The sequence below is a fragment of the Labilithrix luteola genome, from assembly GCF_001263205.1.
In the GTDB taxonomy this organism is placed as follows: Bacteria; Myxococcota_A; Polyangia; order Polyangiales; family Polyangiaceae; genus Labilithrix; species Labilithrix luteola.
Genome location: NZ_CP012333.1, coordinates 9,115,582 through 9,140,429, shown reverse-complemented (window position 1 = coordinate 9,140,429; position 24,848 = coordinate 9,115,582). Strand labels below are relative to the sequence as shown.

The 24,848-nt window shown below is 66.5% G+C and carries 23 protein-coding genes and 1 riboswitch; of the genes, 16 read left to right on the top strand and 7 right to left on the bottom strand.

Annotated features, from left to right (window positions below; genetic code table 11):
* Positions 1-187 precede the first annotated feature (187 nt).
* Together AKJ09_RS39635 and AKJ09_RS39630 are read left to right on the top strand one after the other, a co-directional pair.
* Complete coding sequence (locus AKJ09_RS39635; protein ID WP_169928233.1) at positions 188-877, top strand: lysophospholipid acyltransferase family protein; 690 nt, start codon at positions 188-190, stop codon at positions 875-877.
* The gene (locus AKJ09_RS39630) at positions 874-1,866 is read left to right on the top strand and encodes a diacylglycerol/lipid kinase family protein (protein WP_146653022.1); all 993 of its coding nucleotides are present in this window, start codon (positions 874-876) and stop codon (positions 1,864-1,866) included. The genes AKJ09_RS39635 and AKJ09_RS39630 overlap by 4 nt, the downstream gene beginning before the upstream one ends.
* Before the next feature lie 3 nt (positions 1,867-1,869).
* Here AKJ09_RS39630 and AKJ09_RS39625 read toward each other — a convergent pair whose 3' ends face one another.
* The gene (locus tag AKJ09_RS39625; RefSeq protein ID WP_169928232.1) at positions 1,870-3,522 is read right to left on the bottom strand and encodes a thioredoxin domain-containing protein; all 1,653 of its coding nucleotides are present in this window, start codon (positions 3,520-3,522) and stop codon (positions 1,870-1,872) included.
* 158 nt (positions 3,523-3,680) lie between these two features.
* Here AKJ09_RS39625 and AKJ09_RS39620 point away from each other — a divergent pair, with 158 nt between their 5' ends.
* From AKJ09_RS39620 to AKJ09_RS39605, 4 genes are all read left to right on the top strand, one after another.
* Complete coding sequence (locus AKJ09_RS39620) at positions 3,681-4,616, top strand: hypothetical protein (protein ID WP_146653020.1); 936 nt, start codon at positions 3,681-3,683, stop codon at positions 4,614-4,616.
* Between the two features lie 14 nt (positions 4,617-4,630).
* Complete coding sequence (locus AKJ09_RS39615; protein WP_146653019.1) at positions 4,631-5,233, top strand: RNA polymerase sigma factor; 603 nt, start codon at positions 4,631-4,633, stop codon at positions 5,231-5,233.
* Positions 5,230-6,066, top strand: coding sequence for a hypothetical protein (locus tag AKJ09_RS39610; protein ID WP_146653018.1), 837 nt, complete (start codon positions 5,230-5,232; stop codon positions 6,064-6,066). Before AKJ09_RS39615 ends, AKJ09_RS39610 begins: the two co-directional genes overlap by 4 nt.
* Before the next feature lie 78 nt (positions 6,067-6,144).
* Positions 6,145-6,654 (top strand): hypothetical protein, encoded by a 510-nt coding sequence (locus tag AKJ09_RS39605; protein WP_146653017.1) that lies wholly within the window; start codon positions 6,145-6,147, stop codon positions 6,652-6,654.
* On the opposite strand, the gene AKJ09_RS39600 is transcribed toward AKJ09_RS39605, so the two are convergent.
* Positions 6,639-6,971, bottom strand: a complete 333-nt coding sequence (locus AKJ09_RS39600; protein WP_146653016.1) for a DUF952 domain-containing protein — start codon at positions 6,969-6,971, stop codon at positions 6,639-6,641. The genes AKJ09_RS39605 and AKJ09_RS39600 overlap by 16 nt on opposite strands.
* 24 nt (positions 6,972-6,995) lie before the next feature.
* Complete coding sequence (locus AKJ09_RS39595) at positions 6,996-8,354, bottom strand: hypothetical protein (protein WP_146653015.1); 1,359 nt, start codon at positions 8,352-8,354, stop codon at positions 6,996-6,998.
* A 48-nt stretch (positions 8,355-8,402) separates the two neighbouring features.
* Positions 8,403-8,617, bottom strand: a riboswitch (cobalamin riboswitch).
* Between the two features lie 150 nt (positions 8,618-8,767).
* Between AKJ09_RS39595 and AKJ09_RS39590 the strand changes: the two genes are divergently transcribed.
* Positions 8,768-9,337: a helix-turn-helix domain-containing protein gene (locus AKJ09_RS39590; RefSeq protein WP_146653014.1), complete on the top strand. Its 570-nt coding sequence runs from the start codon at positions 8,768-8,770 to the stop codon at positions 9,335-9,337.
* Between the two features lie 4 nt (positions 9,338-9,341).
* Here AKJ09_RS39590 and coaBC read toward each other — a convergent pair whose 3' ends face one another.
* Both coaBC and AKJ09_RS39580 read right to left on the bottom strand, forming a co-directional pair.
* A complete protein-coding gene (gene coaBC / locus AKJ09_RS39585; protein WP_146653013.1) occupies positions 9,342-10,583 on the bottom strand; it encodes a bifunctional phosphopantothenoylcysteine decarboxylase/phosphopantothenate--cysteine ligase CoaBC in 1,242 nt (413 codons plus the stop codon).
* Between the two features lie 13 nt (positions 10,584-10,596).
* Positions 10,597-11,376: a hypothetical protein gene (locus AKJ09_RS39580; protein ID WP_146653012.1), complete on the bottom strand. Its 780-nt coding sequence runs from the start codon at positions 11,374-11,376 to the stop codon at positions 10,597-10,599.
* Between the two features lie 173 nt (positions 11,377-11,549).
* Here AKJ09_RS39580 and ychF point away from each other — a divergent pair, with 173 nt between their 5' ends.
* Positions 11,550-12,656: a redox-regulated ATPase YchF gene (gene ychF, locus AKJ09_RS39575; RefSeq protein WP_146653011.1), complete on the top strand. Its 1,107-nt coding sequence runs from the start codon at positions 11,550-11,552 to the stop codon at positions 12,654-12,656.
* Between the two features lie 317 nt (positions 12,657-12,973).
* Here ychF and AKJ09_RS39570 read toward each other — a convergent pair whose 3' ends face one another.
* Complete coding sequence (locus AKJ09_RS39570; RefSeq protein ID WP_205633932.1) at positions 12,974-13,330, bottom strand: DUF2752 domain-containing protein; 357 nt, start codon at positions 13,328-13,330, stop codon at positions 12,974-12,976.
* Positions 13,331-13,351: 21 nt separating this feature from the next.
* The gene (locus AKJ09_RS55770; protein WP_169928230.1) at positions 13,352-14,407 is read right to left on the bottom strand and encodes a zinc-ribbon domain and TM2 domain-containing protein; all 1,056 of its coding nucleotides are present in this window, start codon (positions 14,405-14,407) and stop codon (positions 13,352-13,354) included.
* 439 nt (positions 14,408-14,846) lie between these two features.
* On the opposite strand from AKJ09_RS55770, the gene AKJ09_RS39560 reads away from it, so the two are divergent.
* The 8 genes from AKJ09_RS39560 (at position 14,847) to AKJ09_RS39525 (ending at position 24,848) form a co-directional block, all read left to right on the top strand.
* Positions 14,847-15,323, top strand: coding sequence for an NADH-quinone oxidoreductase subunit NuoE family protein (locus AKJ09_RS39560; protein WP_146653009.1), 477 nt, complete (start codon positions 14,847-14,849; stop codon positions 15,321-15,323).
* 14 nt (positions 15,324-15,337) lie between these two features.
* Positions 15,338-16,705 carry an NADH-quinone oxidoreductase subunit NuoF gene (gene nuoF / locus AKJ09_RS39555; protein WP_146653008.1) on the top strand — a complete coding sequence of 456 codons (1,368 nt, stop codon included), beginning with the start codon at positions 15,338-15,340 and terminating at the stop codon, positions 16,703-16,705.
* Between the two features lie 13 nt (positions 16,706-16,718).
* Entirely contained in the window at positions 16,719-17,336 is a 618-nt protein-coding gene (locus AKJ09_RS39550; RefSeq protein WP_146653007.1) for an NADH-quinone oxidoreductase subunit J family protein, read from the top strand.
* Positions 17,333-17,638, top strand: a complete 306-nt coding sequence (nuoK, locus tag AKJ09_RS39545; protein WP_205633931.1) for an NADH-quinone oxidoreductase subunit NuoK — start codon at positions 17,333-17,335, stop codon at positions 17,636-17,638. The genes AKJ09_RS39550 and nuoK overlap by 4 nt, the downstream gene beginning before the upstream one ends.
* Positions 17,639-17,659: 21 nt before the next feature.
* Positions 17,660-20,302 carry an NADH-quinone oxidoreductase subunit L gene (gene nuoL / locus AKJ09_RS39540; protein WP_146653006.1) on the top strand — a complete coding sequence of 881 codons (2,643 nt, stop codon included), beginning with the start codon at positions 17,660-17,662 and terminating at the stop codon, positions 20,300-20,302.
* Between the two features lie 5 nt (positions 20,303-20,307).
* On the top strand, positions 20,308-22,290 hold the full coding sequence (locus tag AKJ09_RS39535) for a complex I subunit 4 family protein (RefSeq protein ID WP_240488777.1): 1,983 nt from the start codon (positions 20,308-20,310) through the stop codon (positions 22,288-22,290).
* 10 nt (positions 22,291-22,300) lie between these two features.
* Entirely contained in the window at positions 22,301-23,779 is a 1,479-nt protein-coding gene (locus tag AKJ09_RS39530) for an NADH-quinone oxidoreductase subunit N (RefSeq protein WP_146653005.1), read from the top strand.
* A 124-nt stretch (positions 23,780-23,903) separates the two neighbouring features.
* Positions 23,904-24,848, top strand: a complete 945-nt coding sequence (locus AKJ09_RS39525) for a hypothetical protein (protein WP_146653004.1) — start codon at positions 23,904-23,906, stop codon at positions 24,846-24,848.

The window sequence follows — 24,848 nt, the reverse complement described above, 5'->3', positions numbered from 1 at the left end:
GGCAGGCTGGCCAAGCCAGGCCGTCGCCTTGCGTTCGTCTCGTTCGCGTTGCGACGTTCACGTCACTTGCGTTCTCTCGCATCTCACGTTCTCGCGTTCTCGCGTTCTCGCCCCCCCCACCACGACAATGCCTTCGCCCCGCCGGTCGCTTTTGTTGTCGGTCAGGAACGCCTACGAGGCCATTGCCGTGTCGGCGCCGACGGTTCTCGACGCGGCGCTCGGGCGCCTCACGCGCGAAACGTGCGACCGACGCCTCGCCTCGTTCGCCGCCCACGTCATCGAGAACACGCGCATCGAAGTGCGCGTGCACGGCCGCGAGAATGTCCCGAAGGACAGCTCACGTAGCTACCTCGTGATGAGCAACCACGTGTCGCACTACGACATCCCGGTTCTCTATTACGTGCTCGGTGGGCGCATGCGGATGGTAGCGAAGAAGGAGCTCTTCCACCTTCCGATCTTCGGGCGGGCCATTCGCGACGCCGGGATGATCGAGGTCGACCGAGGAAATCGCATGCGGGCCATCGCGAGCCTCGATCAGGCCAAGGCTCAGCTGGCGTCGGGCATGCCGATCTGGATCGCTCCCGAAGGCACGCGGAGTCCATCCGGCGAGCTTCTGCCGTTCAAGAAGGGCGGCTTCGTCTTGGCGTTCGAGATGGGCGTGCCCATCCTTCCTGTGACCATCGTCGGCACACGCAACGTGCTGCCGGCGAAGGGACTCCTTTCGACCGCGGGGGCAACGGTCGACGTCACCATTCACCCCCTCATCGAAAGCTCGACGCATGCCAAACTCGAGCGCAAAGCGGCGCGTGACGCCCTGATGCGCGAGGTTCGGAATGCCATCACGAGCGCTTTCGTGGATCGCAACTCGTCGAAATGAGCGCAGGCAAGGGTCTCTACATTCTCGTCAACGCCAACGCGAAACGCGGTGGTCGTCGTATCGCCGTCCAGATCGCGCGCGCCCTTCCGGGCGCAACGGTTCGGCTCACCCGGACGATCAAGGAGGTCGAGGGCTGGCTGCGATCGATCAAGGATCCGCGCTGCATCCTCTCCGCAGGCGGTGACGGCAGCGCCGTGGCGCTTCTCAACGCGCTGGATCGCGTGATTCCGAAAGACCAGCCCTTCCCCACCATCGGCGCCCTGCCCCTCGGCACGGGCAACGCGTGGTCGCACGCGCTCGGTGCGCGCAAGCTCAACGACTGCATTCGCGCCCTTGCGAACACGGACGGTCGGCTGCCCACGAAGCGCTACAGCCTCTTCGAGTGCGACGGCACCCTCACCTTCTTCGGTGGTTGCGGGTGGGACGCGCAGGTGCTCGACGATTATCGTCAACAGGTCGAGGCGTCGCCTTCGAGCCGCCTCGCCAAGAGCGTGTGGGGCTACCTCTCGGCCATGGCGCTGCGCACGGCGCCGAAGACCTTCCTCTATGGGCGTCCGCACGTCATCGTCGAGAACCTCGGCAACGAGGTCTACACGATCACGCAGAGCGGAAAGCTCCTCAAGATGGAGGGCGTGAAGCGCGGCACCATCCTGTACGACGGAATGGCCAGCGTTGCCGGCGCCGCCACGTGCCCCGAGTTCGGTTACGGCTTCCGCGCCTATCCGTTCGCCGAGCGCCTGCTCGGATTCATGAACGTGCGCGTCTACGATCAGGCTGCCACCACCGCCATTCTCGAGATCCCGAAGCTCTGGCGCGGCGAGCACCCGCTCGAAGGCATGACGGACTGGTTCGCCACCGAAGTGCGCATGACATTCTCGCGTCCCATGCCGCTGCAAATCGGCGGAGAAGCCGTCGGCTCGCGCCTCACCGTCGAGTTCAAGACCTCGCCCCGTCAGGTCGACGCCGTCGACTGGCGCATGATGAGCTGACGTTCAGAGAGCCTGCGGTCCGCCGCGAACGCCCTTGGTTTCTTCGAGGGCCAGGAGATAGTCGCCGATCATCCGCCCGCGATCGGCGATCTGCTCCGGCGTCGAGATCGCGCGCAGGGTTCGATCGATCATGGCGCGATAGGGCATCGCCTCCGACGCGGGAAGCGCACGCACGAGGCGCGCGAGCATGCGCGTCGCCATCACGTTCTCCTCGAAGGGCACGCGACGGCGCACGAGGATCCCCGCCGCGTCGGGATCCTTCGTGTTGGCGAAGAATCCCCCGCCCTCGTCTCCGGCGAGCTCCGTTTGCATGAAATCGGCGATGGCCCGCGCTCGGACGAGAAAGTCGGCATTCTTCGTCACTTCGTAGAGACGCATCAGGGCAAAACCGAACGAGGCGTTGTCGGAGAGATAGAGAATCTTCTTCGTGGGGGCCGATTCATCGATTCGATCGTGCGTGATCCCGCCCGACGGAACACGATGGGTCTCGAGCACACGACGCGCGGCCTTCTCCGCCGATGCCAAGACGTTCGCGTCTTTCGTGATTTCGAACATCGTGCAATAGGCCGCGATGGCGAGACCATTCTCGCGACCGTATTCATGGTTGTCGATTCGTGGCAGGCCGCGCGCGAGGCGTTCCTTCTCGCCCAATGCGTAATAGTCGTGACCATTCATGAACGGCTTGTCGCGATCGTGGGCATTCAGATCGGCGTCTTGCGTCGTGAAGAATCCGCCCTCCGGCCCCTTCATGAACCGATCGACGTAGCCCAGCATCGCGCGTGCCCTCGTCAGATACTTGGGATCGCGCGTCAGCCCATAAGCCGTCGCGTAGTTGTCGATGGCGGGCGCCTGAAATGTCATCAGCTTTTCGAAGTGCGCATGGTCCCAATCCGCGGCGGCCGAATATTGGTAGATCCCGCCCCACACGGGATCGATGAGCTTCGCCTGCTGATCGAGCGCGAAGAGCACCTTCTTCTTCGCCGACGCATCGCCATGAGCGGCCTTGGTGAGCAGCCATGCGTTGTCCCAGCCGAGCGGCGCCTTCTGGGTGCGGCCCCATCCGCCCTGCTCGACGTCCCAGAGCTCGTCGAGCGCGAGGTCGGTTCGCTGCTGGATCGCGACGAGTCGCTCTTCGCTCAGTGGCTGGCGTTCGATTGGGCGCTTGGTCTCGACCGCACTCGGGGACGCGGCCTTCTGCGCGACGCCGCTCGCCACGACGGTGTTCAAGATCTCGGCGAACTCGTCCGAGTCGAGATACCCGCGATACGCACCGAGCTCCTCGCCTTCCGGGGAGAACACGACGGTGGCCGGCCAGCCGTAGTCCGCATAGCGCTCCTGCAGATCCGGGCGCGCATCGACGTCGACCTTCACCGCGATGAAGTGCGCGTCGAGCAGTCTGCGAATGCCGGCGTCATGGTAGGTCGTCGCCTCCATCACGTGGCACCAGTGGCACCACTCGGCCGAGCCATCCATCACCACGTACTTCCGCTCGGCCTTGGCCCGCGCGAACGTCTCCGCCGAGAACTGCGCCCACGGCAGCTCTTCGCCCGGTGCACCTTCTTCGCGCGTTGCTGCCTTCGCGGCCTTCGGAACGGCCCGCACTTCCGGCACGCCTGTTCGTGCGCACCCCACGACGCAAACGAGCAACGACGACACGAACAAGAGCCTCGAGCGAAGTTTCCCCGGCATCTATCGGAGGCTACGCGCCAAGCGCCTCGTCGGTTGCATCACGCTGCGGTCAGCGCGCCAATCGCGCGTCTCCCCGGAGGCCCGAAGTTGCGTGGAGGCGCTGAACGAGGCACACCTCGGGCGTGGTGGGACTCGCCGCACATCTCTTGGGAGCCGTCGCGCTGTCATGGACTGCACCGCCGGAGTGTCCGCCCCAAGCCTCCGTCGAGCAGGAGATCGCGACCGCGCTTGGTCCCGGGTTGGCGCATGATGTGACAGCCGAGGCACGCGTCGAGTCGACGTCGGCCGGGGTCTGGACGCTCCGGCTCGTCACCCAGGTCGACGGGCAATCCCGCACACGAACGCTCGAGGCGCCATCGTGCGGGGAACTCGCGCAGGCGACGGCCCTCGCCCTCGGTCTCGAAGCCGGAGTCGACGAAACGAACGAGCGCGAAACGATGCCGCCCGTTGCGGCGGCGGAGACACAAGGGCCCAGAGCGCCATCGAGGGCCGAGCCCGAGCACACGCCGGCTCACGGAAATGAGCCTTCGTCGAGCGTGGGGTTCGGACTCGCGGGGGCACTCGATGTCGGTTCACTCGGCTCAGCGGCCCCGGGAGCTTCGATGTCGGTTTCGTGGCTTCCGGGGAAGGCGCGGCTCGAGGTCGATGGCCTCCTGCTGCCAACGGTGCAGCTCGCGAATTCGTCGACGGGGATCGGGGCCGCACTTTCCATGTTGGCGGGGGGCGCCAAAGGGTGTTGGAGCGTGCTGGCCCACAAGCTCGACGTCGCCGCATGTGGGGGTGCAGAGGCCGGGCGCGTGCTCGTGCGCGGACAGGGGCCCGCCTTGGAGTCGTCTTCGGAGGCGTCGCGCGGGTGGTTCGCGGTTCGAGCCGGCGCTTTGCTGACGTATCCGGTCGGGATCTTCACACTTCGCGCCGAACCGGAGCTCGTCGTTCCCCTTCTCCGCGACCGATTCGTCGTGACCGGAATCGACACGGTGCACACGGCGGCGCCGGTGGCACTTCGAGCGCTTTTGGGACTCGAGGTGCAGTTTCCTCAACGGATCGGCGATTCCCGGTGACTCAGAGCGCAAGGATGTCTGTGCTCGCTTTCGACAGCGACCGTTCGACGTGCGACGACGCGTCTGCGCGCGCGGCGAGCACTTTGGACTTCGCGACGGTCTATGACGAGTTTGCGCCCTTCGTCTGGCGAGCAGCACTGAGGCTTGGCGTCGCCGAGACCATGGTCGAGGACGTCGTTCAGGAGATCTTCCTCGTCATCCATCGCCGCCTTCCCGAGTTCGAAGGGCGCTCGAGCCTCAAGACGTGGATCTTCGGGATCGCCCTCCGCGTCGTGCGGCTCCATCGCCGGACGGTGATGCGTCGAAGGCTGGATGCTCGCTCGCGAGCCGAGGACGTCGACCCGGCGGCGCTCCCGGACCGAACCGACTGCGGCCCGGACGCCGCGCTGGCACGAAGGCAAGCGATGGCGCTCCTGTCGGCCGTTCTCGACGAGCTCGATGACGAGCTGCGCGAGGTCTTCGTACTTGCCGACATCGAAGGCCTGACGGTGCCAGAGATCGCCGAAGCCCTGGCGACCAACGCGAACACCGTCTATTCACGACTCCGCACGGCCCGTAAGGCCTTCGAACAAGGGCTCGCACGCGCGCGGGCGCGCGACCAATGGAGGGTCCGATGAACGGGCTCGACGACGACGCCCTCGCGCTCCTTCGGGCCACGGAAGACGTAGGCGTTCCGGACGCGGAAGCGCTCGATCGCGTTCGCCGGTCGCTTGTCGCGAAGGTCGCCGTCTCCGGCGCGAGCGCGCTCGGAGCCATGGCGGCGACCAAGACGGCAAGCGCGGCACCTGCGGCCATGGGAGCAGGCGGCGCAACGACGGCGATGGCGGTGACCGCCGCCAAAGGGCTCGCCGCCCTGCTTCTCGTCGGCGCGGCGGCGGGCGGGACTTACGAGTACGTCGCGGCGCGCGAGGCCGTGAATCCCCCGAGCCCTTTGCCGGCGAGCCCACGCGCCCTCGAGAGTGCAACGCCGATCACGGCTGCCCCCGGGCCTGCGCCGAACGGGAGCACGGCGAACGCCGCACCTGGCCCGCCCTCCGACGCGATCGCCGTCGACGTCAGGTCGCTGAAGTCACCCGTCGTCGAGGTCGTCGCACCTCGCGCCGAGCCAACCGTCGTTCGAGACGAAAAGCCTCACGCTCCTGCCGAATCGCCCGAAGAGCGCGCACCCAAGCCACCGAGCCTTCGTGACGATCTCGATCGGCTGCGCGAGGCCCAGCGCGCGCTAGCGAACGGTTCACCCGATCGCGCGCTCGAAGTCGTCGCTGCGGTTGTCGATGGGAGCCCGCTCGTCGAGGAGCGCGATGCGCTCCGGTCGATCGCACGGTGCACGGTTGCGAAGCGCGACGGCGGCACGTCGACGTTGGACGCTGAAGCGAGAGCTTTTTCGGAACGACACCCAAGCTCGTCGTTCATGGCGCGCGTCCTTCGCGCATGCGACTCCGCGCGATGACCTTTTCAGCGTTGCCAATGTCGATTTCGTCACGGATGGCGAACGAGCGGTGACTCACGACACTCCGAAGGAGATGCCATGAAGCCGAACTTTTCGAAGGTCGTCGTGACGCTGATCGCTGGCTCCTCGTTGTCGCTCGCGCTGTGGTTCGGAGCGGGATGCGGCGGCGAAGTCTCGATCGGCCAGGGTCGAAGCTCGTTGCTCGCCGACGGAGGCCAAGGCGCGGTCGTCGACGACCCTGCAGGCCACTGCGACGATGGAGGGTGCGCGCCTCCGCAGCCTGGCGACTGCTCGATGGCGAAGTGTGCCAACATGCAGACCGCCTGCATCGACGGAGTCATGGAGCACCTGCGTTGCGTTCCCTCCCCCTACCGGGGTCAAGGAAGCGCGCCAGCGGACCAGTGCGACCTCATCGGCGACTGCACGAACGAGAGGCTCGCCACCAAGCCTCCGTGTCCCGAAGCGGAGTGTGGAGCTCGCCCGACGTCCTGCGCGTACGGCACGCCCAACGTGATCGGCTGCGTGGTCGACTACGAAGCGACGAAGGACAGCGCTCGAATCTGCGCCTGGAACTATCGCTGCGAGTGAACCACGGAATCGGCGTGTGAGGCGACGTCCGCGAGCGTGAGAACCGTCACGGCCTCGCGCGGGATCGCGCCGTGCAGGTGGGGCATGGGCCCTCGCGGCGTATCGGCAACGTGAAGCGGCACGTCGAGCTTCCGCGGGTCGATGGCGAGCACGACCAGCGTTGCGCCCGCGGGAAAATAGAGCTTCGCGCTCTCCTCGACGCGATCCTTGTAGGATGCATGCACGAAGCCTTCGGCCTCGAGCGACGGCGGCGCGTACCGACCGTCTGGTCCCCAGGAGAGCTGCTCGGCGACGACGATGTGGAAGATCCACCTCATGCCGCCGAGCTTACCCTCATCCGCTCAGGGGCGCGGCCAAACGTCGAGGCTCGATGGATACGACCCGGCGTTGTCCGTGAACGGCTCGGCCCCGATCTTCACGAGCGCGCTCTCGTCGACCGTCGCCGCGTTCGTGAAAGGCGTCGAGTAGAGCTCCATCGCAATCGGGGTGAAGTCGGCGTTGTAGGCCTTGTGAATGCCGAGGAGATTCCCCTTGCCGTCGTGCGTGATGTATTCGAGTGCCCCGGGGAGCTCGGCGCCGAGCGTCGTCTTCGAAGGATCCCAGAAGTACGTCGGCCCGTAGAAGTTGAGCGCCGCGTGAGTGCTGTCGGCGAAGGCGAAGGCGACCGGGAATCCCTTGTCGTTCAGATCGAGCAGCTTCGATGCCTTGCCCGTCGCGAGATCGACCGCGTCGACCTCTCGCTGCTGCATGTCGCCGACGGCATCGCCCGGCGCGTCCGCAACGCACCCGCCTTGCAAGACGAGCAGCCGGTCGGCCGCCGCATCGTAGGCGAGGGCATTCGCGTTGATGGGGGTATTGTAGCCTGGGAGTTCGATACCGCCGCCAGGGCCTGTACCACCGAGGGAGACGAGCTTGTCCGTGGTCGTATCGATCGCGATGAGCGTGGTTTTGCTCTCGCTGCAGAGCAGATTCGTATAGCCGCCGACGACCTTGACCTTCTTGAGGTCCGTGTTGCCGAGCACCACGTAGAGGCGATTCTTCGCCGCGACGTGCACGGCTGCCGCCGGGTCGACCGACCCGTCGCTGTCGGCCGACTGAACCAGAGAGCTCAGGTCGATGAACGAATCCGCGGCGCCGGCGTCACCGCTCTTCGTCGTGTCGATGACAGCGATGCGATTGCGGTTGTAGCGAAGGATGTAGCCCTTCCCGCAAGCCGGAGCCACCACAGCGGCGGGGTCAGCGAACGTCGCTCCACCGTCGATGCCGTCGTTCGAGCGTACGTTCCAGCTCGCGACAGGCTTCCACGGCTCGTTGCGATCGAACTTCGTGACGATGTCCGAGGCCTGCTCGAGAGCGTACGGGCCATCGACCGCCGAGGCGCCGCCGAAACCCGAGAACGCGTAGCGACCGTCGACCTGCTTCGTCTCGAGGTTGAACGCGACGACCTCGGTGTCGGCCGCGCCACCCGTGATGATCAGGCGCTGCGGGATGCCGGTCGTGGCGGGGCACGTCGTGCCGGTGGTCGCGCCGTCTGCCCCGCCGTCCTTCTCCGGGGTGGGCTCGGTGGTCGGGAGCGAGCCGTCGCGGCCGCCGTCCGGAACGGTCGTGCTGTCGGTGTTCGCCTCGTCGTCGCTGCAGCCAACGGCCCACACGCACGTGCTCGAGAGGACGAGCGCAAGCCCAACGTAATTCCGGATCATGTGTGCACACCTCGGCCTGCGCACGCCCGCGCAGGGACTCGAACGGAGGTCTCGACCGTCGCGTAGTCCGGTCTCCGGACTTCCGGATCATCCTCCCCCGAGCCCCTTCCCGAGGCGCTTGATAGGCAACCTCAGTGGGATGTTCGCTCAGGTTCGTCCCCGGTCACCGTGGCGGGTGCCGTGCCGGCATTTCACCGGCTTCCCGTGTGGACGCTCGCCCTCGGGCGGAGGGTTTGCGCCACGACCACGCGCGGGTGATGATGCCCACCGGCGACGCCGATGAACCCATCACGAGGTGGGTGGTAGTCGAGGGACGCGCCGCAGGTCAATAGCAGCAGGATTTGCCGAAGGACCACGACGCCTTGGCGAAGCGTCGCGAGCAAGCTCTCCCGAACCTGCTAAGAGTCGCGATCATGGCGCTTCTTCGTCCCTCCGAGCTCGCACGCGTCTGGGAGCTGCATCCCAAGACGGTGTATCTCTGGATCCGCGAGGGGCGGCTCCCGGCGATCAAGACGCCCGGGGCGCAGTATCGCGTCCGCACCGACGATGCGCGGGCGTACTGCGAGAAGAACGGCCTACCGATGCCGCGCGAAGTGGCAAGCCCGGCCGGCGCGATTGCCATCCTCGGCAAGGCAAGCGTGGTGTCGCGCGCCCTTTCGAAGGCGTGCAAGGCGCGCGGCACCGACGTGGCCACGTGGGCGAACACGCTCGAAGGCCTCCTCGCCGTTGCCAGCGAAGCGCCCGACGTCGTCGCGATCGATGCAGGATGCACGGACGTCAAGCCGGCCGACGCCCTACGAGCCCTCCAGAACACGGCGGCGACGGCAAGCGTGCCCGTGGTGATCTACGACGCCACGACCAAGTCGGCGCCGCTCGCCAAGCTCGGCGCGCATTCGATCATCGGACGCGGCGAGACCGAAGAGGCCGTGCGCGTGGTCGTCGACCTGCTCGACCAGACTCCGAACGGCGCTCTTCGGCGTTGAAAGTTCAGGCGCGCAGCTGATCGCGCAGGCGATCGAGGATGCGATCGGCCACGTCGTCCTTGTCCGCCTCTTCGAACGGCCCTGCCCCGTCTTTGCCGACGATCGCGATGCGGTTCGTCACGCGGCCGAGCGACTCGTGGGCCGCGTTGGCCACGACGAGGTCGACCTTCTTCGAGGTGCGCTTGGCCTGCGCATAGGTCACGACGGCAGCGTCGTCTCCGGTCTCGAGCGCGAACGCGACGAGCACGGGGCGAGGGCCCTTTCGACGAGCGCCGATCACTGCGATGAGATCGGGGTTCTTCGTGAGCGTGATGGCCGAAGGGTCGCCGTCACCCTTCTTGATCTTCGCCGTCTTGGGATCGGCCGGACGGAAATCCGCAACGGCGGCCGCCATGACGAGCGCGTCGGCTCCGGAGAGATCCGCGCCCAGAATTCCGTCGAGCGCGCGCTGCATCTGTTCGGCGGTCTCGACGTCGTGGCGACGAGCTCCGGACGGGGTCGGCAGCGACACCGGTCCGGCCACGAGCTCTACGCGTGCTCCGCGAGCGATGGCACGCGACGCGATGGAGAAGCCCATTTTTCCGCTCGATCGATTACCTAGGTAACGCACCGGATCGAGCGGTTCGTGGGTGGGTCCGGCCGTCACCACGAGTCGCACGCCTTCGAGGTCGCGTGCCGGCGAGGTGAGCGCCTTGCCGATCTCGGCGACGATGCTCTCGGGGTCGGCCATGCGTCCCATGCCGCTCTCGCCCGAGGCGACCGGGCCATCCACCGGGCCGATCAATCGGACGCGCCCTTGCCGCGCCAGTGCGTCGACGTTCTCGACGGTCGCGGGGTGCGTCCACATCCGTGGGTGCATCGCCGGGGCGGCGAGCACGGGCCCCTTCGCACAGAGCACCGTGGCCGTCACCAAGTCATCCGCCCGCCCCTGCGCGAGGCGCGCGAGCAGATCGGCCGTAGCCGGAACGATCACGATGACGTCGGCGCGCGTGGCGATCGACACGTGCATCTCGCCGGAGAACGCCGGGTCCCACATGTCCAGGGCCACGGCCTCTCCGCAGATTCCGGCGAGCGTCACCGGACCTACGAAGCGCGTCGCGGAGTGGGTCATGAGCGGCAGAACCTTCGCGCCTGCCTTCACGAGAAGGCGCGCGACCTCCACCGATTTGTACGCGGCGATGCTCCCGGTGACGGCGAGCGCGACGACGCGGCCTGCGAGCGGCGCGCTCTTCGTGGGCGCGCTCATGCGAACACGAGCCTCACCTGGTCGCGATCGCGATCACACCTTTCGCCTCGAGCTCGGCGATGAGCTCGAGCGCCTGTCCCGCGGGCATCGCGCATGTGTCGAGGATCTCCTCCACCGTCTGCATACCGTCGATATGCGCGAGGAGGAAGCCCGCCCGGTGATCGAGCGACAGCTTCATGAGCTCGGCGGGCGCGAGGAGAAGCCTCGGAACACGATCGTCGGTCTCTTGGATGACCCGCACGGAGAGCGCCGCGATCGAGGCACGCGCCTCGGCGATCGAACGCGGTGGCTCGCGCGGCATGAATCGTACGCCGGATTGCTCGTCGCGCGTCTTCTCCGCCTGCGCAGCCGCAAAGAGGGCGTCGGCAAGGACGTCCGCCGGGGCGCGCGAGGCTGTCTCGGGAAACGAGCTCGCGATCACGGCAGCAAGCGTCAGCGCGCCTTCGACGTCGCCCCGAGCATAGAGCGCCCGCATCTCGGCGAGCCGGCGCCCGTCACGCGCCATCAATCGGAGCGGTGACGGCGCGAGGCCGGACGGATCGGACAGGGGCCCGACCTCGTCGAGCATCGCCGCGACGGGCTCGGTCGCGCGCGTGTGGGTCTCGTCGTCGGGAAAGAACGGTTCGTAGGCCCCTCCCCGGGCAAACGGATCGTCCGGCGGCGGAACGACCGGCGTGAGCATCGGGGGCCGGCTTGGGTCGTCGAGCTCGCAGAAGTCGAAGTCGCAATCGACCTCGACCTCGACCTCGAGCTCGTTGAGCGGGATTTTCCGAAGCGGCCGCGGGTGTCCCATCGTCTCGAGCATCCAGAACGGCGCGAGCCCGGCCCTCCTTAATGGGGCACGGCCCGCCGCGAGCGCCGCCGCTCTTCCTTACGGTCGAGCTCGACAAAACACCGCCGACCGACATTGGTCAAACTGCGGCGTTTGCACGCCGTCCTGCGTCCGTGCTAGCCGAGGCGCTCCTCATGGCCCTCTCCATCGGCATCGTCGGGCTTCCGAACGTCGGCAAATCCACGCTCTTCAACTCGCTCTCTTCGGCGAAAGCCGAGGCGGCGAACTACCCGTTCTGCACCATCGAGCCGAACGTCGGCGTCGTCGTCGTTCCGGACGACCGCCTCGAGAAGATCGACTCCGTCATCCACGCGGACCGCATCCTCCCGACGACGATCAACTTCGTCGACATCGCCGGCCTCGTGCGCGGCGCCTCGAAGGGTGAAGGGCTCGGAAACCAGTTCCTCTCGCACATTCGTGAGGCCGACGCGATCGTGCAGGTCGGTCGCTGCTTCGAGGACTCGAACGTCATCCACGTCGAGAACCGCGTCGATCCCGTGGCCGACGTCGCCACGGTCACGATGGAGCTCTGCCTGAAGGACCTCGAGACGGTCCAGAAGCGCCTCGACCGCGCCCGCAAGATGGCGAAGAGCAACGATCCGAAGGAGAAGCTCGCCGGCGAGATCTGCGAGATGCTGAGCAAGCACCTCGACGACGGCAAGCCCGCACGCACCGCGCAGCTCCCCGACTCGGTCGACGCCGTCGCCATCGTCCGCGAGATGCATCTGCTCACGGCGAAGCCCGCTTTCTACATCGCGAACATCGATGAAGGAACGATCGCAAACCTCGACGGCAACAAGCATTTCCAGGCTCTCAAGCAACTTGCAGAGTCGGAAGGCTCGTTCGTCGTTCCGGTGTGCGCCGCCCTCGAATCGCAGATCGCCGAGCTCGACCCCAAGGACCGCCCCGAGTTCCTCGAGAGCGCAGGACTGAAGGAGCCCGGTCTCCACGGCGTCATTCGCGCCGGCTACAAGCTCCTCGGCCTGCAGACCTTCTTCACTGCCGGCAAGCAGGAGGTCCGCGCCTGGACCACGAAGATCGGCGCGAAGGCTCCCCAGGCCGCGGGCGTCATCCATACGGACTTCGAGAAGGGCTTCATCAAGGCCGAAGTCATGTGGTGGGAAGACCTCGTCACGCTCGGCAGCGAAGCGAAATGCCGCGAAGCCGGCAAGCTTGCCATCGAAGGCAAGGAGTACGTGATGCGCGACGGCGACGTCGTGCACTTCCGGTTTAACGTGTAGGGAACCTCCGGTTCCCCTCGAAACCTCCGGTTTCGAGCCTCCCCTCCGGCGGCGGCGGTCGCCCTTCGGGCGCTCGCGCTGCGCGCGATAAGAACCGCCGCCTTCTTCACGCTCGCTGCGAACGTTCGAAGAGGAGCGGCCCCGACGGCGGTCGTAGGCTTCTGGGAACCTCCGGTTCCCCTCAGGACCGTCGGTTCTGAGCCTCCCCTCCGGCGGCGGCGGTCGCCCTTCGGGCGCTCGCGCTACGCGCGATAAGAACCGCCGCCTCCTTGCCGATCACGCCGGGAGGAGGTGGCTGCCGGCGTCGAGTGGGCGAGTTAGCCTGGAACGACGTCGCCAGCGTGGAGTCGGATCAGCCACACCACGAACATGAGGCCCGCGAAGGCGATCATCGCCGCCTTTGCGTAGGGCAGGTTTTGCGACGCTCCCCACTCCTCCGTCCGGAGATAGCCGCGAAGCTCGGTGGCCAGGATCGCGGCCACGATCGGCACCGCGATCCACACGAGCGGATGCATCGCCGTCGCTCCTCCGAAGTCGCCTCGTAGGAGCATGCGCGTGGCGCGCGTCATCCCGCAGCCTGGGCACGGATAGCCCGTGGCCATGCGGAACGGGCACCGCCAACCGACGAACAAAATGAACGCGAGCGCACCCCCAACCATAGCGGGTGCGCTCAAGCGTTTCACGAGCAAGCCGCTCTACTGCTTAACGAGCGGACGGCCTTGCGCGTCCGTGTACTTGCCGGTCAGGATCATGATGAAGTCGTAGAGCGCCCAGAGGCCGCAACCGCCGCCGGTCAGGAGCTGGATCACGCCGAAGAGCGTGTGCCCCGTGTAGAAGCGGTGGATGCCGAGGTAGCCGCCGAAGAAGCAGAGCAGCAGCGTGACCATCCAGGACTTCTCGCCCGGCGGGACCATCGCACCACCCGGTCCCTGCATCATGGGCGCGCCCCCCTGGTAGGGCTGCATTCCCATCTGCTGGTTCATCTGGTTGCCGAAGTCGTTGAACGCCTGGCCCATCTGGTTGAAGCCCTGCTGGACCTGACCGCCGAAGTCTTGGGGTGGAGGTGCACCGTAGGGATTCCCACCCATCGGAGCGCCGCCCATCGGGGGACCGCCCATCGGCTGGCCCATGCCCGGAGGCGCGCCGTACGGATCTGCCGGCGGCGGAGGTGCACCGTAAACGCCGCCCATCGCCGGCGGCGGGGGCGTGGCGAACGCCGCTTCGCCTGGCGCAGGACCGCCGAAGCCGCCTGCAGGCGCGCCGTACGCCGGCGGAGGCGGCGTGGGGTCGAGAGCCGGGTTGCCACCGGGCGCCCCCTGGGGCGGCAGGTTGAACTGATTGAAACCGCCACCGTCGAGAGCCATGGTCCCGCCGAGCGGATTGACGCCTGCGGGCGAGCCGAACTGATGCTCGGGCGCTCCGGCGGCCGGCGGAGCAGAACCGCCCATGCTCGGGGGCGCGACGCCGACGATCGTTCCCTTGAGACGGCTCGCCGGAATCGGCGCTGCCCCCGCAGGCGGAGCTCCGGCGCCGAGCGGCGCGGCCTCGGCGGTGAAGGGCACAGAAGAAGGAGGAGGCGCGGCCTGGGGCGGACGAGCTGCGGGTACGCCCGGAGCGCCGGGCGCCCCTTGGTTCACCATCAGCATCGTCCCTTTGAACTTGGGGGCCGCCTGGCTTTTGAGCGCGAACCCACACTTGGTGCAGGCCGTTGCGGTCTCCGAGTTTTGAGTTCCACAGTTCGGACAGAACACGAGAACCTCCGCGATCGTCGGTCGGACGCTGAAAGAGCTGAAAGAGCTGGCGGGCGAAACGCCAAACGAAACGAACAAACAAGAGGCAGCGGCGAGCGGCGCTGCGTACCGCGTATATCAAAGCGTCGACATCGCCTGCCGACACGTGGGCCCGAGCATAGCGGCACCGCACGACGTTCGGAAAGAAGAACGATGGGGGCCCTCCCCCTCTTTGGACCCGTGCCCGCGTGCGTCCCGAGCATCGATGAGGTGACCCAGCCGTGAACTGACCGCGAGCATAAGCTTCTCGGACGATGCGGGGGGTTACCGCGGACCGTCGGATGTCCTCCTTGACACACCCGGTCCCTTCGACCTAGCGTGCGCGCGCGAAAACCCCGATTTTCTCGGAGTTTTGGATTCCCCGAGGCTCCCTCATCGGAGTCTCGGACCGTCAGGACTCATGCCCTTCGCCCTAAGCCCCGAACGCGACCGCGAGCTCGACGAGATCCTCAAGCGCTACCCCACGAAGATGGCCGCTTGCATCCCGGCGCTGCACCTTTGCCAGGATCAGAACGGCTGGATCAGTGAGGAGGTGATCGCCTGGGTCTCCAACCGGCTCGACCTTCCCCCGGCCCACGTCAAGGGCGTCGTCACCTTCTACACGCTGTTCAACCAGCACCCCGTCGGCAAGCACCAGCTCTGGGTTTGCCGCACGCTGCCCTGCGCTCTCCGTGGTGCCGGCGAAGTGCTCGAACACTGCGAGAAGCGCCTCGGCATCAAGCCGGGCGAGACGACGGCTGACGGCAAGATCACGCTGCGCACGGCGGAGTGTCTCGCAAGTTGCGGGACCGCGCCGATGATCCAGGTCGACAAAGAATATTACGAGAACCTGACCCTCGAGCAGGTCGACAGGATCCTCGACAAGCTCCAGAGCTGAAGGGCGCTCGAACGATGCTCAAGCGAACCAACTACCTCACGAAGGTTTACGGGCTCCCCAACGGCTGGCAGCTTCCCGCTTACGAGCGTGAAGTTCGCGGCTACGAAACGGCGCGTCGCGTCCTAACCACGATGACGCCCGAACAGGTCGTCACCGAGGCGAAGAAGGCGAACATCCGCGGCCGCGGCGGCGCAGGTTTCCCCATGGGCGTGAAGTGGAGCTTCATGAAGCCCCACCCCACCAAGCCCGCGTACCTCGTTCTCAACGCGGACGAAGGCGAGCCTGGCACGCACAAAGACCGCACGATCATGGAGCTCAATCCCCACGCCGTGGTGGAGGGCTGCATCATCGCCTGCTACGCGATCGGCGCTCATGTTGCGTACATCTACGTTCGCGACGAGCTGCACCTCTCCAAGGAGCGCCTCTGGAGCGCGATCAAGGAAGCGAAGGCCAAGGGTTACCTCGGACCGCGTCCTTTCGGCAAAGAATACGCAGTCGATGTCGTCGTCCACACGGGCGCCGGCGCGTACATCTGCGGCGAAGAAACGTCGCTTCTGAACTCGCTCGAAGGTCGCCGCGGTGAGCCGCGCCTCAAGCCGCCCTTCCCCGCGCAGGCCGGCGCCTTCGGCTGCCCGACGACGGTGAACAACCTCGAGACGATCGCGGCGGTTCCCAGCGCGTTCATGGTCGGCTGCGAAGAGTTCAGCAAGCTCTCCGCCATCCACCACCTCAACGACGGTGGCGTGCGCCTCTTCGGCGTGAACGGCCACGTGAAGAACCCCGGCGTCTTCGAGTGCGCCGTCGGCGTCACGCTGCGCGAGCTCATCTACGATCTCGGCGGGGGCATCCAGGGCGACAAGCCGCTCTTCGCGGTCATCCCCGGCGGTTCGTCGACCCCCGTGCTCCGCGCGGAAGAAGTCGTCAACGCGCCCGACGAGAAGTCGCCGCTCCACCCGTGGCACGGCAAGAGCGTCCTCGACGTCCCCCTCGGCGTCGACACGTTCCGTGGCCTCGGCACGATGCTCGGCACGTGCTGCGCGACGGTCATGGCCGAAGGCACCGACCCGATCGCGGCCTTCCACAATCTCATGCAGTTCTACCGTCACGAGTCGTGCGGTCAGTGCACGCCGTGCCGCGAAGGCTCCGGATGGCTCTTCCGCATCGCGGAAAAGCTGCTCGAGGGCACCTGCTCGATGGAGGAGCTCAACGAGCTCCATGACATCGCCAACAACATCATGGGGAACACGATCTGCGCATTCGGTGAAGGCACCGCCATGCCGGCCCTCGGGTTCTTGAAGAAGTTCCGTAAGGAGTTCGAGGCCTACGTCCGCGGTGAGCGCAGTGGAAAACACGCGCGCCTCACGGCCGTGCCCCTTTCTTGACGGAGGAGGACGCGTGAATTCCACCGAGCTCGCACTTGGACAGGCTTACTTCTGGGTGTGCGCGGTCGTCGCGCTCGCCGGCGCCCTCTTCACCGTGATCGCGAAGAATCCGATTCGCGGTGCGATGGGCCTTCTCTTGATGATCCTCTGCATGGCGGGTCTCTTCCTCGCCCTGCATGCGCAGTTCCTCGCGGCGATCCAGCTGATCGTCTACGCGGGCGCGATCGTCGTTCTGTTCCTCTTCGTCATCATGCTCCTCGGTCCGAGCGCTACGCCGCCGACCGACAGCCGTGGACGTATCCCGCGCGCGATCAGCGCCGCCCTCTTCGCAGGTGGTGGCCTCGCCGCGATGATCCTCCTCGTTCGCTCGGCGCCGGTCGTTCCGGCGGCGCAGAAGGCGCAGCTCCTCGCGGACGTGCCGACGGACTTCGGCAGCGTCGAGAAGTTCGGCAACATCCTCTTCGGACCGGCTCTCGTCCCGTTCGAGCTCTCGAGCGCCCTGCTCATGGTCGCCATCGTGGGTGCCGTCGCCGTCGCGCGCGGTCGCACGAAGGCGGATCTCCCCCACAACGTCGAGGAGCCCGCCGAGCCCACCGACGCAACCGCCCAGCGCCCGGAGGCCCACTCGTGATCCCCGTCGAGTACTACGTCACGCTGAGCGCGCTGCTCTTCACGATCGGGGGCGTGGGCTTCCTCGTTCGCCGCAACGTGCTCGTCGCCCTGATGAGCATCGAAATCATGCTCAACGCGGTCAACCTCGCGCTCGTCGCGTTCAACCGCACGCAGCAGAACGCTCACACCGGTCAGGTGTTCGCGTTCTTCCTCATCGCCGCCGAGGCCGCTGAAGTCGCGGTCGGCCTCGCCATCGTCCTCTCGCTCTTCCGCGTGCGCCGCACCGTGCGCTCGGACGAAGCGGACCTCCTCAAGAACTGAACGGAAGAAGAACGACCCGCCATGAAGGCCCTGTTCTCCCTGTTCCCTGCAGATAACTTCTCGCTGATCGCGGTCGTCATGCTCATGCCGCTCCTCGGAGCGTTCGTGAACGGCGTCTTCGGTCAGCGCCTCGGCAAGCCCGCCGTTCGCCTCATGGCTCTCTCGGCCATCGGCATCAGCTTCGTCGCGGCAGTCGTCACGTTCTTCGCCCTCAACGGCGTCATCGACGCGTCGAAGACGACCTCGATGGTCGACGGCCACGAGGTCACGCACCACGCCCATGCCAAGCTGTTCTGGACGGCTTGGGAGTGGATGCGCACCTCGCGTGTCGTCGCCACCGCCGGCGGCGCGAAGGACATCAGCGTTCCGATCGACTTGAAGTTCAGCGTCGACGCGCTCTCGGGCGTCATGATGCTGGTCGTCACCGGTGTTGGCTTCCTCATCCACGTGTACGCGAGCTCGTACATGGAGGCAGACAAGGCCTACTGGCGCTTCTTCGCGTATCTGAACCTGTTCGTCTTCTCGATGCTCGTCCTCATCCTCGGGGACAACCTCGCCGTTCTCTTCGTCGGCTGGGAAGGCGTCGGTCTCTGCAGCTACCTGCTCATCGGCTTCTGGTACACGAAGACGCCGAACGCGGCGGCCGGCAAGAAGGCGTTCATCGCCAACCGCATCGGTGACTTCGGTCTCCTCGTCGCCATGTTCCTGCTCGTCCACTACACGGGCGCGCTCGACTGGACCGGCATCGCGACCAACGCGCGTGACCTTCTCACGCCGGGCACCGGCGCCCAGGTCCACCTCTGGCCGATCGGCGGCGGACAGTTCCAGGATCTCGCGATTGGCTCGCTCAAGATCCCGCTCTCGTTCCTCCAGCCGGACAAGCCTTGGACGATCACCGCGGCCACGGCCGTCTCGATCGCCCTCTTCCTCGGGTGTACCGGTAAAAGCGCGCAGATTCCGCTCTACGTGTGGCTCCCGGACGCGATGGCGGGTCCGACGCCGGTCTCCGCGCTCATCCACGCGGCCACGATGGTCACGGCCGGCATCTACCTCGTTTGCCGCCTCTCCTTCGTGTTCGTGATGTCGCCCGCGGTGATGACGATCATCGCCTTCACGGGTGTGGCCACGGCGCTCTTCGCCGCGACCATCGCGCTCGTGCAGAACGACATCAAGAAGGTGCTCGCGTACTCCACGGTGAGCCAGCTCGGCTTCATGTTCCTCGGCGTCGGCGTCGGGGCGTTCACGGCCGGCTTCTTCCACGTCTTCACGCACGCGTTCTTCAAGGCCTGCTTGTTCCTCGGCGCCGGCAGCGTCATCCACTCGATGCACGCCCGCATTCACGACGACGACAAGTCTCAGGACATGCGGAACATGGGCGGCCTGCGCAAGTTCATGCCGCTCACCTACGGCACGTTCGCGGCGGCAACGCTCGCGATCATCGGCTTCCCGCTCACCAGCGGCTGGTTCTCGAAGGACGAGATCATCGCCAGCGCGCTCGTGAACAAGACGACGAGCCCGTACGCAGCAGAGCTCGCGGCGCGCAAGATCGAGATCTGGACCGCCCCGGGTTGGGTCCCGTGGGTCCTCTGGGCCATGGCCGTCACGGCGGCCACGCTCACGGCGTTCTACATGTGCCGCTGCTTGTTCCTCACCTTCTGGGGTGACTTCCGCGGATGGACCATCGGTCGTCCGAGCGAAGACGCTCACGCTCATGACGAGCATGGCGACGGCGAAGGCGAAGAGGCCGACGACCATCATCACGAGGAAGACCTCACCCAGCCGGGTGCGGCGCCTCACGAGTCGCCGCGTCCGATGACGATCCCGCTGCTCATCCTGGGCACGGCCTCGATCGTCGCCGGTCTCCTCCTCAACCCGGCAGCCATCAAGCTGTTCAACCACCACTTCAACTTCCTCCCCATGGAGCACTGGCTCGAGCCGGTGTTCGAAGAGGCAACGAAGGGCGTCGGCACGGTCGCCGCCAACGAAGCTGGCAAGCACCACCTCGAGATCCTCTCGCTCGTCGCGGCGCTCTGCGCGTTCCTCGTCGGCTCGGGTGTCGCGTACTGGGTGTACGTGCTCCAGGCCGGCAAGCCGGCGGCCGAGCTCGCGAAGAAGGTGGGCGGTCTCTACAACCTCCTTCTCGACAAGTGGCGCGTCGACGAGGCCTACGACAAGACTGTCGTGGCCGGTGTCGATGCCCTCGCGGACACGGCGACCTCGGTCGACCAGGGCATCATCGACTTCGTCCTGGCGCGCCTGACGGCGCTCATCGTCGCTGCCCTCGGCACGATCCTGCGTCTCTTCCAGAACGGCGTCGTCCACGTCTACGCGGCCGTGATGGTCGTCGGCATGGCGGCACTCGGCTGGTTCTTCATCGAGCCGCACGCCGACGTGAACGTCACCGAGAGCAGCAACGGCGACTACGTCCTCTCGGCAGCCCCCGGCATCGGGTACGGCTACCGCTGGTACCCCGATTCGAAGGGCGCGCCCCAGGCGCAGGCCTTCACCGGCACCGACCAGCTGAAGCTGCACCTCGACGAGGGCAAATCGCAGACCGTGAAGGTCGAGGTACGTAACGCCTTCGGTCGCATCACGACCAAGGAAATCCCGATCTCTCGTCCCAAGGTCGAGAAGCCCCAGCAGATCCAGCTCGGGGAGCGGTGACGGAAATGGCCACCAAGACGTCTCAACCTGAATCCCCTGTCACCGCCCTCTCCAACGGTTCCGGCCGTCCGGCGTGGATCGGTCCGACCTTCTTCTTCCTCGCGCTCGTGACCGTCGTGGTCGCCCTTACCCAGGCTATGGGTGGTGGCGCGGCGGTCTTCAGCCCGGCGAACGCCGCGGTCGGGTCCATCGTCCCCGTCGCCGTTGCCGCCATCGTGGCCGCGCTCATCCCGCGCGGTCACAGCTGGCGCGTCCGCCTTCCCTTCGCGCTCATCGCTGCGCTCTTCACGATCTTCGTGGCGCGCATGTGGCCGAGCGAGGCGGTGGTCGCGGCCGAAGGTGGAGCCGCCCCCGCGGAGCTGCCGAACCTGCTCTCGTGGCTCATCGGCCTCCCGCTCGCAGGCGCCGTGGCCATCCTCTTCCTGCCGCGTCAGGCGCACCGCCTTCTCAAGGCGACCACGCTGATCGTGATGCTGGTGACGCTCTTCGCGTCGATCCCGCTCCTCATGGTCGACATGGGGCGGACGTACCACTTCAACCAGGACATCGTCTGGATCGAGCGGTTCGGCATCCACTACCACGTGGCGCTCGACGGCATCTCGCTCTGGCTCGTCATCCTGACGGTCTTCATCACGCCGATCGCGACGTACGCGTCGTTCGGCTCGATCGACAAGCGCTTCAAGGACTGGTGCTTCTCGCTCCTCCTCCTCGAGGCCGCGATGATCGGCTCCTTCGTCGCCCTCGACCTCTTCCTCTTCTACGTCTTCTGGGAGCTCATGCTCATCCCGATGTACGTGATGATCGGAGTCTGGGGCGGAGCGAACCGCATCAAGAGCGCGCTCAAGTTCTTCCTCTACACGATGTTCGGCAGCATGCTGATGCTCGCCGCCATCCTGTACGCCGCGTACACCTACGGGAAGCTCACCGGCGGCACGCCCTCGTTCGACTACTTCGAACTGAGCCGCGTCGTTTACCCCCAGCACGTGCAGGTCTACCTGTTCTGGGGCTTCGCGATCTCGTTCTTCATCAAGGTGCCGATGTTCCCGGTCCACACGTGGCTCCCGGACGCGCACACCGAAGCCCCCACGGCCGGCTCGATCATCCTGGCCGCCGTGATGCTCAAGATGGGAACCTACGGCTACCTGCGCTTCTGCATGGGGATGTTCCCCGAGGCGGCGTCGCAGTACGGCGCAACGCTCGCGGGCGTCGCGGTGCTCGGCGGCATCCTCTACGGCGCGCTCGTCGCGTGGCGTCAGGACGACGTGAAGCGCTTGGTCGCGTACTCGTCGGTCGCCCACCTCGGTTACGTCATGCTCGGCCTCTTCGCAGGCACGCCCTCCTCGATCGAGGGCTCGGTCCTGCAGATGGTCAACCACGGCGTGACCACCGGCGCGCTCTTCCTCCTCGTCGGCGTCATCTACGACCGCCGCCACACGCGTCAGCTCGACGACTTCGGCGGTCTCGCCAAGGTCATGCCGGTTTACGCGGCCCTCTTCGTCATCGCTTCGATGGCGAGCGTCGGTCTCCCCGGCACGAACGGCTTCGTGGGTGAGTTCCTCATCATCACGGGCACGTTCGTCTCGAACAAGCTCGGCCACGTCAACGGCGTCCAGGCCGTCGGCGCGGCTCTCGGCGTCATCCTCGCGGCGCTCTACATGCTGACGGCGATCCAGAAGATGTTCTTCGGTCCCATCACGCGCTCCGAGAACAAGCACCTCCAGGACATCAACGCGCGCGAGATGATCGCGGTCGCGCCGCTCATCATCGCCATCTTCGTGATCGGCGTGGCGCCGAACCTCCTGCTCAACCAGATGCACGACGCCGTCACGCGCGTGATTGGCGACATGAACGCGCGCGTCGAGACGAGCCCCGCCCCGAAGTACTACACGGGCCCGATCAAGCTCCTTCCCCGCTCGCCGGACGCCCCCAAGGCGATCGCCGCGGAAACCACGACCACGAACACGGCGGCCGAGCCGTCCGCGCACTGAGAGACCGAAGATGCCGCTCGCGTTTGGACTCTCCCCCATCCTCGTTATCGCCGTCGGCGCGCTTCTGCTGATGCTCGCCGAGGCCTTCTCGAAGAAGAAGGCCGGCCTCGCGCTCGGCGCGACGATGATCTTCGCCACGGGCTTCGCCTTCTCGGTGGGCGCCTGGCTCGGAGGCGTCGAAGATCTGCAGCACGCCGATGCGCTCGCTCCGTGGATCGTCATCGACCGCTTCACGATCTTCTTCGACGGCATCCTCTGCCTCGGCGGCGCCATCTCGGCGCTGCTCGCCGGCGGATACCTTCCGGAGCACCGCCTCGATCGTGGCGAGTTCTACTCGCTGCTCCTCTTCTCGACCGTCGGCGCCATGATGGTCGCGGCGGCGGGCGATGCTCTGATCGTCTTCCTCGGCCTCGAGACGATGTCGATCGGCGCGTACGCGATGACCGCGTTCCGCCGCACGTCGCCCCGCTCGGCCGAAGGCGCGCTCAAGTACTTCCTCCTCGGCTCGTTCGCCGCGGCGCTCCTCCTCTTCGGCTTCGCGCTCCTCTACGGAGCCACGGGCCACACGGACCTCGCGGGCATCGGCGACGTCGTTCGCCGCTCCACCGAGCGCTCGCCGATGATCATCATCGCGCTCGTGCTCGTCCTCGTCGGCCTCGCCTTCAAGGTCAGCGCGGTGCCGTTCCACATGTGGACGCCCGACGCCTACGAAGGCGCGCCGACCCCCGCCACGACCTACATGGCCGCGGTGGTCAAGGCGGGCGGCTTCGCGATGCTCCTCCGCGTGCTCCTCACCTGCTTCGGTGACAAGGCCTCGATGTCGTGGTCCGCGGGCTGGCCCCCGGCCCTCGCGTGGATCGCCGTGATCACGATGACGGTCGCGAACCTCATCGCCGGTCAGCAAGAGTCGGTCAAGCGCATGCTCGCGTACTCGAGCATCGCCCACGCCGGCTACCTCCTCGTCGGCGTCGTCGCCTCGATCCACTCCGTCTCGCAGGCGAGCGCCACGGTGCTCTTCTACCTCCTCACGTACATGGTCTCGACGGCCGGTGCGTTCGGTGCGCTCATCCTCTGCGGTCGTCGCGGTGCGGAAGCCGTCACCTACGAGGACCTCTCGGGCATCGGTCGCCGTCACCCGGCGGCGGCCCTCGCCTTCTCGCTGTTCCTCATCTCGCTCGCGGGCATCCCGCCGACCGCTGGGTTCTTCGGTAAGTGGTTCGTGTTCCGCGCTGCGATGGACTCGGGCTTCTACCTCCTCACCGTCATCGGCTTCCTGAACAGCGTGCTCGGCGCGTACTACTACCTGCGCGTCCTCGTGTTCATGTACATGCGCGAGCCGGCAGCGGGTGCGCCCGTCGCCACGCCGATGCGCTCGGGCTACGTCACCGCGGCGCTCCTCGTCTCGGCGATCCTGGTCCTCGTGCTCGGTATCCTGCCGAGCCAGTCGCTCGACGTCGCGGTCAAGGCCGCGTCGATCTTCGGCGGCTGACGATCTCACTCACGCACGGGAAGAAGCGAACGCAGACCTTTGTTTGGGCCTCGAGCCCGAAGGTCTGCTTCGCTTCTTCGAGTTTTTGTTGAACCACTTTCTCTCTCCCGCTCGGAGCGTCCGCATGCGCACCGTTCATTCGACTCGTGCTCTTGCCGCGATCCATGTCCTGGCGCTCGCGGTGATGTCGCTCGCTGCATGCTCGAAGTCCGGAAACGCCCCCGGCGACGCGGGCGCGGGCGCAGCGACAGGTTCGGCCTCTGCTCCGGCGCCGACCGCGGCGCCCACCGTGCCCGACGGCGGCGCGCTCAACGCCACGCCGCTGCCGGTCGAAGAGGTCGCAAAGATGGTCAACCCATCGAAGCTCCCCGTCTACACGGGGCCGACGGGTAGCATCGAAGGGACGATCACGATCGAAGGCGATCCCGCTCCCGAGACGCCGGCGAACTTCTCCGAGTGCCCCGGCGCCGCGAAGATCTGGGGCCACGCGTTCCGTGAGGGCGAGAAAGGGCCGAACGGTGCCCGCGCCCTCCAAGACGCGGTCGTCGTGGTCACCGGTTACAAGGGCTTCGTTCCCGAGAAGGAAGAGGCCGAGCCTGTCGTCATCGACGGATGTGGTTACGAGAAGCGGACCGTGACGCTGACGTTCGGTCAGCGCTTGGAGATCTCGAACCGGACCAAAGAGTATTGGACGCCGATGCTCGAGCCCGGCTCGAACCTCGTGATGATGATGGCGCCGCCGAAGGGCGACCCGGTGAAGATCTATCCGAAGAAGCCGGGGCACTGGCTCGTCATCGATCATGACCGTCCCTACGCCGTCGTCGACGTCTATGCGTTCCTTCACCCGCTCCACGCCTCGACCGATGCCGCGGGTCACTTCCGCATCGACGGCATTCCCGTCGGCAAGCTGAAGGTGGGCGCCATGCACCCGCGCGTGAACAGCAACGCCGAAACCGAGGTCGACATCCGGGAGAACGTCGTCCAGAAGGTCGATCTCGTCCTCCACAACGACATGAAGGACGGCGGAGTGAGGACGTACGACGCGGGTTCGCGTCCCATCCTGCGCTGA